Source organism: Salmonella sp. SAL04213 (assembly GCF_046550535.1).
In the GTDB taxonomy this organism is placed as follows: Bacteria; Pseudomonadota; Gammaproteobacteria; order Enterobacterales; family Enterobacteriaceae; genus Salmonella; species Salmonella enterica.
Genome location: NZ_JBGDXS010000001.1, coordinates 441,416 through 453,153, shown reverse-complemented (window position 1 = coordinate 453,153; position 11,738 = coordinate 441,416). Strand labels below are relative to the sequence as shown.

General features: G+C 54.7%; 10 protein-coding genes. 8 read left to right on the top strand and 2 right to left on the bottom strand.

Annotated elements, in window-relative coordinates:
- The first annotated feature begins 85 nt into the window (after window positions 1-85).
- The 5 genes from iaaA to gsiD are packed head-to-tail and all read left to right on the top strand — an operon-like array spanning window position 86 to window position 6,375.
- Window positions 86-1,027 carry a beta-aspartyl-peptidase gene (iaaA, locus tag ACLJPQ_RS02240; RefSeq protein WP_001030503.1) on the top strand — a complete coding sequence of 314 codons (942 nt, stop codon included), beginning with the start codon at window positions 86-88 and terminating at the stop codon, window positions 1,025-1,027.
- Window positions 1,028-1,037: 10 nt separating this feature from the next.
- Complete coding sequence (gene gsiA / locus ACLJPQ_RS02235) at window positions 1,038-2,909, top strand: glutathione ABC transporter ATP-binding protein GsiA (protein WP_080185106.1); 1,872 nt, start codon at window positions 1,038-1,040, stop codon at window positions 2,907-2,909.
- 32 nt (window positions 2,910-2,941) lie between these two features.
- Window positions 2,942-4,480, top strand: coding sequence for a glutathione ABC transporter substrate-binding protein GsiB (gene gsiB / locus ACLJPQ_RS02230; RefSeq protein WP_000191427.1), 1,539 nt, complete (start codon window positions 2,942-2,944; stop codon window positions 4,478-4,480).
- A gap of 60 nt (window positions 4,481-4,540) precedes the next feature.
- Window positions 4,541-5,461 (top strand): glutathione ABC transporter permease GsiC, encoded by a 921-nt coding sequence (gene gsiC / locus ACLJPQ_RS02225; RefSeq protein ID WP_000936069.1) that lies wholly within the window; start codon window positions 4,541-4,543, stop codon window positions 5,459-5,461.
- Window positions 5,462-5,463: 2 nt separating this feature from the next.
- Window positions 5,464-6,375, top strand: coding sequence for a glutathione ABC transporter permease GsiD (gene gsiD / locus ACLJPQ_RS02220; protein ID WP_001236024.1), 912 nt, complete (start codon window positions 5,464-5,466; stop codon window positions 6,373-6,375).
- Between the two features lie 90 nt (window positions 6,376-6,465).
- On the opposite strand, the gene rimO is transcribed toward gsiD, so the two are convergent.
- Window positions 6,466-7,791 (bottom strand): 30S ribosomal protein S12 methylthiotransferase RimO, encoded by a 1,326-nt coding sequence (rimO, locus tag ACLJPQ_RS02215; RefSeq protein ID WP_000073314.1) that lies wholly within the window; start codon window positions 7,789-7,791, stop codon window positions 6,466-6,468.
- A gap of 230 nt (window positions 7,792-8,021) precedes the next feature.
- Here rimO and bssR point away from each other — a divergent pair, with 230 nt between their 5' ends.
- Window positions 8,022-8,405: a biofilm formation regulator BssR gene (gene bssR, locus ACLJPQ_RS02210; RefSeq protein ID WP_080185107.1), complete on the top strand. Its 384-nt coding sequence runs from the start codon at window positions 8,022-8,024 to the stop codon at window positions 8,403-8,405.
- A gap of 118 nt (window positions 8,406-8,523) precedes the next feature.
- Window positions 8,524-9,645: a PQQ-dependent sugar dehydrogenase gene (locus ACLJPQ_RS02205; RefSeq protein ID WP_080185108.1), complete on the top strand. Its 1,122-nt coding sequence runs from the start codon at window positions 8,524-8,526 to the stop codon at window positions 9,643-9,645.
- Here ACLJPQ_RS02205 and ACLJPQ_RS02200 read toward each other — a convergent pair.
- Window positions 9,642-10,268, bottom strand: coding sequence for a glutathione S-transferase family protein (locus ACLJPQ_RS02200; RefSeq protein WP_000631908.1), 627 nt, complete (start codon window positions 10,266-10,268; stop codon window positions 9,642-9,644). The two genes, ACLJPQ_RS02205 and ACLJPQ_RS02200, sit on opposite strands and share 4 nt — an antisense overlap.
- Window positions 10,269-10,511: 243 nt before the next feature.
- Between ACLJPQ_RS02200 and dacC the strand changes: the two genes are divergently transcribed.
- Window positions 10,512-11,714 (top strand): serine-type D-Ala-D-Ala carboxypeptidase, encoded by a 1,203-nt coding sequence (gene dacC / locus ACLJPQ_RS02195; protein ID WP_000195712.1) that lies wholly within the window; start codon window positions 10,512-10,514, stop codon window positions 11,712-11,714.
- The last annotated feature ends 24 nt before the right edge of the window (window positions 11,715-11,738 follow it).

The window sequence follows — 11,738 nt, the reverse complement described above, 5'->3', positions numbered from 1 at the left end:
CTATATTCAAAAATCGAATGAATAACTCACAACAATTCTGATAGTTATAGTAAAAGTTGTGTGCCACCGTTAATGGACCCTAAAAATGAATAAAGCAGTGATTGCGATTCACGGCGGCGCAGGCGCGATTGCTCGCGCGCAAATGAGCCATGAGCAGGAGCTACGCTATATCCAGGCGCTGTCAGAGATTGTCGAAAGCGGGCAAAAGATGCTGGAAGCAGGTGACAGCGCGCTTGATGTAGTGACGGAAGCGGTGCGCCTGCTGGAAGCGTGTCCGCTCTTCAATGCGGGTATCGGCGCGGTCTATACCCGAGACGGGACTCATGAACTGGATGCCTGCGTGATGGACGGCAATACCCTGAAAGCCGGAGCCGTCGCGGGCGTGAGTCATGTTCGCCATCCTGTGCTCGCCGCCAGACTGGTGATGGAGCGCAGCCCGCATGTACTCATGGTGGGGGAAGGGGCGGAAAACTTTGCCTTTTCACAGGGGATGGCGCGCGTTTCGCCGGATATCTTTTCCACCCCGGCGCGTTACGAGCAATTGCTGGCGGCGCGTGCGGCGGGCGAAATGGCGCTCGATCACAGCGGCGCGCCGCTGGACGAAACGAAAAAAATGGGTACAGTCGGCGCGGTGGCGCGGGATAAATTCGGCAATCTGGCGGCGGCAACGTCTACCGGCGGGATGACCAATAAATTGCCCGGGCGCGTCGGCGACAGCCCGCTGGTCGGCGCCGGGTGTTATGCCAACAACGCCAGCGTCGCCGTTTCCTGTACCGGAACGGGAGAGGTCTTTATTCGCACGCTCGCGGCTTACGATATCGCCGCATTGATGGAATATGGCGGACTCAGCCTTGCCGACGCCTGTGAGCGCGTGGTGATGGAAAAATTACCGGCGCTGGGCGGCAGCGGTGGATTAATCGCCGTTGATCACGAAGGTAATGTCGCGTTGCCGTTTAACAGCGAAGGGATGTATCGCGCCTGGGGATATGCCGGGGATACGCCTACCACAGGAATTTACCGGGAATAAGGAGCCGCAGGTGCCGCACAGCGATGAACTGGATAGCCGCGATGTTCTGTCCGTCAGTGGCCTGAATATCGCGTTTCACCACGAAGGGCAACAGGTAGACGCCGTGCGTAATGTGTCATTACGCCTGAAGCGTGGAGAGACTCTGGCGATTGTCGGCGAGTCGGGATCGGGAAAATCGGTGACGGCGCTGGCGTTAATGCGGCTGATTGAGCAGTCGGGCGCGAACGTGCGCTGCGGCGAAATGCTGTTGCGTCGGCGTAATCGCCAGGTGATTGAGCTGTCTGAGCAGAGTGACGCGCAGATGCGGCGTGTGCGCGGCGCGGATATCGCCATGATTTTCCAGGAGCCAATGACCTCGCTCAACCCGGTATTTACCGTTGGCGAGCAAATTGCCGAATCTATTCGTTTGCATCAGGGGGCCAGCCACGAAGAGGCGCTGGCGGAAGCGAAACGTATGCTCGATCAGGTACGGATCCCGGAGTCGCAGGCGATTTTATCGCGTTATCCGCATCAGCTTTCCGGCGGGATGCGCCAGCGAGTCATGATCGCGATGGCGCTATCCTGCCGTCCGGCGGTATTGATTGCCGATGAACCCACCACGGCGCTGGATGTCACTATCCAGGCGCAAATTCTGCAACTTATCAAAGTGTTGCAGCAAGAGATGTCGATGGGTGTGATTTTTATCACCCACGACATGGGCGTCGTGGCGGATATTGCCGATCGCGTGCTGGTGATGTATCAGGGCGAGGCCGTGGAAACCGGCAGCGTAGAGCAGATTTTCCATGCGCCGACGCATCCTTATACCCAAACGTTACTGGCCGCCGTCCCTCAGCTTGGCGCGATGCGAGGCCACTCGCTGCCACGCCGTTTCCCGTTGATTTCCGCTGACGAACCGGCCCTTTATGAATCGCAGATTGAGCAAGACACGGTGGTGGAAGGCGAACCTATTCTCCAGGTTCGGGGGCTGGTGACGCGATTCCCGCTGCGTAGCGGTCTCTTTAACCGCGTTACGCGTGAAGTTCATGCCGTTGAGAATATCAGTTTCGATCTCTGGCCCGGCGAAACGTTATCGCTGGTGGGCGAGTCCGGTAGCGGAAAATCGACGACCGGACGCGCGTTGCTGCGGTTGGTTGAATCCCGGCAGGGGGAGATTATCTTTAACGGCCAGCGCATTGACTCGCTGTCTGCGGGCAAACTCCAGCCGTTGCGCCGCGATATTCAGTGTATTTTCCAGGACCCTTACGCCTCGCTCGACCCGCGCCAGACCGTGGGGTATTCCATTATGGAACCTTTACGGATTCATGGCCTGGGGCAGGGGGACGCTGCGGCAAAGCGCGTGGCCTGGTTGCTTGAGCGTGTCGGATTACGTCCTGAACATGCCTGGCGTTATCCGCATGAGTTTTCCGGCGGTCAACGTCAGCGCATCTGCATTGCTCGCGTGCTGGCATTGAATCCTAAAGTGATTATTGCCGATGAGGCGGTCTCCGCGCTGGATGTTTCCGTTCGCGGACAGATCATTAATTTACTGCTCGATTTACAACGGGAAATGGGGATCGCCTACCTGTTTATTTCGCATGATATGGCGGTCGTGGAGCGAATTAGCCATCGCGTGGCGGTGATGTATCTTGGTCAAATTGTTGAGATGGGGCCGCGGCGCGCCGTTTTTGAAAACCCGCAGCATCCTTATACGCGTAAATTGATGGCGGCGGTGCCGGTTGCCGATCCTTCCAGACACCGGCCGCGGCGCGTTCTGCTATCAGATGATATACCCAGCAATATTCATAAACGTGGCGAAGAGACGCCCGCCGTTTCATTACAGTTGGTCGGGCCGGGACATTATGTTGCGCGGCCGCTGCAGGATAATGCGCTCTCGCGCTTATAACATTCAGACAGGCAGGGTTTCAGGAGAATAACATGACGCAATTTATTACGCATAAATGGCTGGCGGCGCTGGGACTGGCCTCATCCATTGCGGCTTTTCCGGCCCTGGCGGCCAAAGATGTGGTGGTGGCGGTAGGGTCTAATTTCACCACGCTCGATCCGTATGACGCCAACGATACGCTCTCGCAGGCGGTGGCGAAGTCATTTTATCAAGGTCTGTTTGGCCTGGATAAAGACATGAAGGTAAAAAACGTCCTGGCGGAGGGCTACACCGTTTCTGATGACGGTCTGACCTACACCATTACCCTACGACAGGGGGTGAAATTTCAGGACGGCGCGGATTTTGATGCGGCGGCGGTGAAAGCGAATCTCGATCGCGCCAGCAATCCGGATAACCACCTCAAGCGTTATAACCTGTATAAAAATATCGCAAAAACGGAGGTTGTCGATCCGGCAACGGTAAAAATTACCCTGAAACAGCCGTTCTCCGCTTTCATTAATATTCTGGCGCACCCGGCGACGGCGATGATCTCGCCGCAAGCGCTGGAAAAATATGGCAAGGATATTGGTTTTCATCCGGTCGGTACCGGTCCATACCAGCTTGAAACCTGGAATCAGACCGACTTTGTCAAAGTGAAAAAGTTCGCCGGTTACTGGCAGCAGGGCTTACCCAAGCTGGATTCTATTACCTGGCGTCCGGTTACTGACAACAATACCCGCGCGGCGATGCTGCAAACCGGCGAAGCGCAATTTGCTTTTCCTATCCCTTATGAGCAGGCCGCGTTACTGGCGAAAAATAAAAACCTCGAACTGGTCGCCAGCCCGTCCATTATGCAGCGTTATATCAGTATGAATGTGACGCAGAAGCCGTTTGATAATCCTAAGGTGCGTGAGGCGTTGAATTACGCTATCAATCGTCAGGCGCTGGTTAAAGTGGCGTTTGCCGGATACGCCACGCCGGCGACGGGCGTGGTGCCGCCGTCGATAGCCTATGCGCAAAGCTATCAGCCGTGGCCCTATGATCCGGCTAAAGCGCGCGAACTGTTGAAAGAGGCGGGGTATCCAGACGGTTTCAGTACCACGCTGTGGTCATCGCATAACCATAGCACCGCGCAAAAAGTGTTGCAGTTTACCCAACAGCAACTGGCGCAGATTGGCATTAAAGCCCGGATAACCGCGATGGACGCCGGCCAGCGCGCCGCGGAAGTTGAGGGCAAAGGGCAAAAAGAGAGCGGCGTGCGAATGTTCTATACCGGCTGGTCGGCGTCGACGGGCGAAGCTGACTGGGCGTTATCGCCGCTCTTCGCATCACAAAACTGGCCGCCGACGCAGTTTAATACCGCTTTTTACAGCAACAAGCAGGTCGACAGCGATTTGGCGGCGGCCTTAAAAACCAACGATCCGCAGGAGAAAACACGATTGTACAAAGAGGCGCAGGATATTATCTGGAAAGAGTCGCCCTGGATACCGTTGGTGGTGGAGAAATTGGTTTCTGCGCACAGTAAAAATTTGACCGGTTTCTGGATTATGCCGGATACCGGTTTCAGCTTTGACGATGCGGATTTGAAGTAAGTAATGCGATGGGGCTGGATGGCGCGCGCGTTGTCCGCCATCCGGTAAAAGGTTCGTGTGATGCTTAACTATGTTCTCAAGCGCCTGCTGGGATTAATTCCTACGCTGTTGATTGTGGCAGTGCTGGTGTTTTTATTTGTTCATTTGTTGCCCGGCGACCCGGCGCGGCTGATAGCCGGACCGGAAGCCGACGCGCAGGTGATCGCACTGGTTCGTCAGCAGCTGGGGCTTGATCAGCCGCTTCATGTCCAGTTTTGGCGTTACATCACCCATGTTTTACAAGGCGATTTCGGGACGTCAATGGTTTCCCGCCGCCCGGTTTCTGAGGAGATCGCCAGCCGCTTTTTGCCGACGCTGTGGCTGACGATAACCAGTATGATATGGGCGGTGCTGTTTGGCATGGCGATCGGCATCGCCGCCGCCGTGTGGCGTAATCGCTGGCCTGACCGGGTAGGAATGACGCTTGCCGTGACCGGCATTTCTTTCCCGGCTTTTGCGCTGGGAATGTTGTTAATGCAGATTTTTTCCGTGGATCTGGGCTGGCTACCGACCGTGGGGGCGGATAGCTGGCAACATTATATTTTACCCTCCCTGACGCTTGGCGCGGCGGTGGCATCCGTCATGGCGCGTTTTACGCGCTCCTCGTTTGTCGATGTCCTGAGCGAGGATTACATGAGGACCGCGCGGGCGAAAGGCGTCAGTGAAACGTGGGTGGTGTTAAAACATGGCCTGCGCAATGCGATGATCCCGGTCGTCACCATGATGGGACTGCAATTTGGCTTTCTGCTTGGCGGATCGATCGTCGTCGAAAAAGTGTTTAACTGGCCGGGGCTTGGGCGATTACTGGTCGACTCGGTCGACATGCGCGACTACCCCGTGATTCAGGCGGAAGTGCTGCTGTTTTCTCTGGAATTTATTCTTATCAACTTAGTGGTGGATGTCCTCTATGCCGCCATTAATCCGGCTATCAGGTATAAGTAAGGATGCGATTATTTAACTGGCGCCGTCAGGCGATTTTACATGCTATGCCGGTGGTAAAACCCGACCAGATACGCACGCCGTGGCGGGAGTTCTGGCGTCGTTTTCGCCGCCAGCATGTCGCGTTGGTCGCCGGGGGATTCGTACTGGCGTTAATTCTGGTGGCGATTTTTGCCCGTTGGCTGACGCCCTACGATGCGGAAAACTATTTTGACTACGATAGCCTGAACAATGGCCCCTCTTTGCAGCACTGGTTTGGCGTTGACTCGCTGGGAAGAGACATCTTTAGCCGGGTTCTCGTTGGGGCGCAGATCTCACTGGCGGCGGGCGTGTTCGCGGTATTTATCGGCGCGATAATCGGCACGGTGTTGGGATTGCTGGCGGGATATTATGAAGGCTGGTGGGATCGTTTCATTATGCGCATTTGCGATGTGCTGTTCGCCTTCCCCGGCATTTTGCTGGCGATTGCCGTTGTGGCGGTGTTAGGCAGCGGTATTGCTAATGTGATCGTTGCGGTGGCGATTTTCTCTATTCCGGCGTTTGCACGTCTGGTGCGCGGAAATACCCTGGTCTTAAAACAGCAGACGTTTATTGAGTCTGCCCGCAGTATCGGCGCCAGCGATACGACGATTTTGTTTAGCCATATATTGCCGGGAACGGTCTCGTCAATTGTGGTTTTCTTTACGATGCGTATCGGTACGTCAATTATTTCCGCGGCAAGCCTGTCATTTCTCGGATTAGGCGCGCAGCCGCCAACGCCGGAGTGGGGAGCGATGCTCAATGAAGCGCGGGCGGATATGGTCATCGCGCCGCACGTAGCGCTCTTCCCGGCGGTGGCGATTTTCCTGACTGTGCTGGCGTTTAACCTGTTAGGCGACGGGTTGCGCGATGCGCTGGACCCGAAGATTAAGGGGTAAGCCAGCCCGGTGGCGTTGACGCCTGGCGGGCCTGGAACGGGCTCGTCAGGCGGGATAACACATCCGGCACCCGCGCCGGGGGAGGTGGCGTTAAACCCGACTGCCCCACAAATCATATTCGTCGGCGTTTTCCACTTTCACGCGCACGATATCGCCCGGCTTGACGTTGGTTTCGCCGTTCAAATAGACCGCGCCGTCAATTTCCGGCGCATCCGCCATGCTACGCCCGATAGCGCCTTCTTCGTCAACCTCATCAACGATCACCAGAATTTCGCGGCCCACTTTTTCCTGCAAGCGCTCAGCGGAGATTTGCTGTTGCAGTTGCATAAAGCGGTTCCAGCGCTCTTCTTTCACCTCTTCCGGCACCTGATCCGGCAGGTCATTCGCGCCTGCGCCTTCCACCGGGCTGTACTTGAAGCAGCCTACACGATCGAGGCGCGCCTCTTTCAGGAAGTCGAGCAGCATCTGGAAGTCTTCTTCCGTTTCGCCGGGGAAGCCGACAATAAAGGTGGAGCGTAGGGTCAGTTCCGGGCAGATTTCGCGCCACTGCTTAATGCGCGCCAGCTGGCGGTCAACGGAACCGGGACGTTTCATCAGTTTAAGAATCCGCGGGCTGGCATGTTGCAGCGGAATGTCCAGATAAGGCAGGATTTTGCCTTCCGCCATTAGCGGAATCACATCATCAACGTGTGGGTAGGGGTAGACGTAGTGCAGACGTGTCCAGACGCCCAGTTTTGATAACTGCTCGCACAGGCTCACCATACTGGTTTTCACCGGTTCGCCATTATGGAATCCGGTGCGGTGCTTCACATCTACGCCGTAGGCGGAGGTATCTTGCGAAATCACCAGAATCTCTTTGACCCCGGCATCAACCAGACGTTTCGCTTCGCTTAATACGTCGCCAATCGGACGGCTGACCAGATCCCCGCGCATCGACGGGATGATGCAGAACGTGCAGCGGTGATTACAGCCTTCAGAAATTTTCAGATACGCATAATGGCGCGGCGTCAGTTTTACACCCTGTTCCGGTACGAGGCTTAAAAATGGATTGTGTTTCGGCTTCGGTACGTAATGATGTACGTGCTGCAGAACTTGCTCATAGCTATGCGGCCCGGTGATTTCCAGTACTTTCGGATGCACTTCGCGGATCTGATCTTCTTTTGCGCCCAGGCAGCCGGTGACGATTACCTTACCGTTTTCGTTCAGCGCTTCGCCAATGGCTTCCAGTGACTCTTGTACAGCGCTGTCAATAAAGCCACAGGTATTAACGATAACCATATCCGCATCGTCATAGCGTGGCACAACGTCATAGCCTTCGGTACGCAGCTCAGTCAGGATTCGTTCCGAATCAACGAGGTTTTTCGGACAGCCCAGGGAAACGAAGCCGATCTTTGGCTGGTGGGTTACATTACTCATAGCTTAAAAAGTGTTCATTTATTGGAATGGTCAGGGCAGGGATTCTACAGATATCCGAACAAAAATTGTATCGCAATCTCATCGGGAGCGGCGGCATCAACCGTTGTGGTTATCAGCAAAAGGTGAAAAAGGGCAATTCTAAGAAAATTCTTGATCTCTGACACCCCTTTGTCTAAAAAACGACCATACTATTAAGTTGAACCCTGGTAGAAAAGAGGAGGAAAAAAGGTATGGTCGTTGACAGACTGAGAACCGATCTTCTCAACAAGCTGATAAACGCGCGTATCGATCTTGCCGCTTATCTGCAATTGCGAAAAGCGAAGGGGTATATGTCAGTCAGCGAAAGTAACACTCTGCGTGACAATTTTTTTGAACTGAATCGCGAGCTCCACGATCACGCTTTACGGCAGGGACTGCATCTCGATCAGGAAGAGTGGAACGCGCTGCGCCGTGCCGAAGGCGCGCTTGCAGCAGCCGCCGTTTGTTTAATGAGCGGACACCATGATTGTCCGACCTTTATTGCCGTCAACGCAGATAAACTTGAAAACTGTCTGACAACTTTGACGCTGAGTATTCAGAGTCTGAAAGCACATTCACCGCTTACACAGGTCTGAATAAGGGGGAGGCGACTCCCCCTTTTTACCGGACCGCGCCGCTTAATGTTTTGTAAAAATAAACCCGACCTCTTGCGATGCTGACTACGCTTTAACGCAGAGCCCTGAAGGAGGCGGTATGCGTCGAATACTTCTCGCGATAGTTTCATTCTCTCTTTTCTCTTCATGGGCGAACGCCAATCTTGCGTCGGTGAACGTTGAGGTGCTGCAAACCCGACTCGATCACCCGTGGTCGCTGGCTTTTTTGCCGGATAACCGTGGGATGCTCATTACCCTGAAAGGGGGACAACTGCGCCACTGGCAGACGGGGAAGGGACTTTCCGATCCGCTGGCTGGCGTACCGAAAGTGTGGGCAAACGGGCAGGGAGGTTTGCTGGACGTCGTGCTGGCGCCTGACTTTGCCCAGTCGCGCCGCGTCTGGCTGAGCTATGCTGAAGCTGACCGCGAAGGAAACGCCGGTACGGCAGTCGGTTTTGGACGGCTGAGCGACGATCTTCAGCGTCTGGAGCATTTTCGTACCGTGTTTCGCCAGATGCCTAAGCTGTCTACCGGCAACCATTTCGGCGGACGTATGGTATTCGATGCGCAAGGGTTTCTTTTTATTGCCCTGGGTGAAAATAACCAGCGCGCTACCGCGCAGGATTTGGATAAATTACAGGGTAAGCTGGTGCGCCTGACCGGACAGGGCGAAATTCCGCCGGATAATCCGTTTGTGCATCAGGCGGGCGCGCGTTCGGAAATCTGGTCTTACGGTATTCGTAATCCGCAGGGGCTGGCCATCAATCCCTGGAGCGGCGCGCTATGGCTGCATGAACACGGTCCGCGCGGCGGCGATGAAATTAACATCCCGGAAAAAGGCAAAAATTATGGCTGGCCGCTGGCCACATGGGGCGTCAACTATAGTGGTCTGAAAGTGCCGGAAGCCAAAGGTGAAATTGTCGAGGGAACGGAGCAACCGGTTTACTACTGGAAGGATTCTCCGGCGATCAGCGGGATGGCTTTTTATGCCAGCGACGTTTTTGCGCCGTGGCGGCACAAACTGTTTATCGGCGCGCTAAAAGATAAAGAGGTCATTGTGATGCGCGTCGATGGCAATACGGTGACGGAAGAAGGCCGTATTCTGGGTGACAGAAAGCAGCGTATTCGGGATGTGCGTGTCGGACCTGACGGCTACTTATATGTGTTAACCGATGAGTCCGACGGGCAGTTACTCAAGGTAAGTCCTGCAGCCACGCGTTAGGTCACCGGGATCATCACCACTTTGCGAAAAGCAGGGCGCTCGGTAAGCTGCTGATACCAGCGTTGCAGATTCGGGCGCGGCGTCCATTTCAGACCTACGTTCAGCAGGTTATAGACGAAAGGCGCAATAGCGATATCGCCGGTGCCAAAGTTATCCCCGGAGAACCACGGCTGGTGGGCCAGAGCATCATCAAGAAGCGCAAACAGGCTGTCACACTTTTCGATACCGGCTTCAATTGCCGCCTGGTCGCGTTTTTCCGGCGGGGTTCTGACCAGTCCCATCAGGATCACGCGGTGCGCCGGGCTTAACGTCTGATTCGCCCAGTCCATCCATTTTTCGCCCTCCGCACGCCGCGCCGGATTATCAACCCATAGCCGGTTCTGGCCGTATTGCGCCGCCAGATAGCGGACAATGGCATTGGATTCCCACAATAACAGGTCGGTTTCATCATCTTTAAGCAGCGGCACCAGCCCATTAGGATTCATCGCCAGATAGTCGGCATCTTGGTTAACGCCGAATTTTCCGCCTGCCAGAATTTGATCGTATGGCAGTTCCAGCTCTTCAAGCGTCCACAACACTTTTTTAACATTAGTCGAGTTGTTCCGGCCCCACAGCGTAATCATATTAACCCCTTCCGTTTTATCAGGATGATGACAGTAATCGGCCTACCGTGAGATAAACCTAACATTTACACAATGGTCTGTAAAAAAATCGTTATGAAGGAAGCGTAACGGGATGTTATTGCATAAACTTTAAAAACTTTACCAAGTTACGGTTTCTTTAACGTCGTGAGTGCGTTATTACTCACCGCACTTATTACACGGTGGTGTGACGTGTGTTTTTGGAATGGATACTCGGGTGGTACTATGACGCAATACGCTTCTTCCCTTCGTAGCCTCGCGGCAGGTTCGGTTCTCTTATTCCTTTTCGCTTCGCCTGTAAAGGCAGAGGAACAAACGATCGCGCCGCCGGGCGTTGATGCGCGAGCCTGGATCTTAATGGATTACGCCAGCGGTAAAGTACTGGCGGAAGGCAACGCCGATGAGAAACTCGACCCTGCCAGTTTGACAAAAATTATGACCAGCTACGTGGTGGGCCAGGCGCTGAAGGCAGGGAAAATCAAGCTAACCGATATGGTAACGGTGGGCAAAGATGCCTGGGCGACGGGGAACCCGGCGCTACGTGGGTCGTCGGTGATGTTTCTGAAGCCAGGCGATCAGGTGTCGGTTGCGGATCTTAATAAAGGCATCATCATTCAGTCAGGTAATGATGCCTGTATCGCGCTTGCCGACTACGTCGCCGGAAGCCAGGAGTCCTTTATCGGCCTGATGAACGCTTATGCGAAACGACTGGGATTAACGAATACAACCTTCCAGACGGTACACGGTCTTGATGCGCCAGGGCAGTTCAGTACCGCTCGCGATATGGCGCTGCTCGGCAAGGCCTTGATTCACGATGTGCCTGACGAATACGCCATTCATAAAGAGAAAGAATTTACTTTTAATAATATTCGTCAACCGAACCGCAACCGCCTGTTGTGGAGCACCAATCTGCATGTCGACGGCATGAAAACGGGGACAACGGCAGGGGCTGGATATAACCTTGTCGCCTCCGCCACCCAGGGCGATATGCGCCTGATCTCTGTCGTGCTGGGGGCGAAAACGGACCGTATTCGTTTTAATGAGTCAGAAAAACTGCTGACCTGGGGTTTCCGCTTCTTTGAAACGGTCACGCCGATTAAACCTGACGCGACATTCGTGACGCAACGGGTCTGGTTTGGCGATAAGCGTGAGGTCAATTTGGGGGCGGGCGATGCGGGGTCTGTGACGATTCCGCGTGGGCAGCTTAAAAACCTGAAGGCCAGCTTTACGTTGAACGAACCACAGCTCACGGCGCCGTTGAAGAAAGGGCAGGTTGTCGGCACCATCGATTTCCAGCTTAACGGAAAATCCATTGAGCAACGCCCGTTAATGGTGATGGAAAACGTCGAGGAGGGGGGATTTTTCAGCCGGATGTGGGATTTTGTGCTGATGAAACTCCATCAGTGGTTTGGCAGTTGGTTCTCGTAAAATAACCCCATTGCCGGGTGCGCG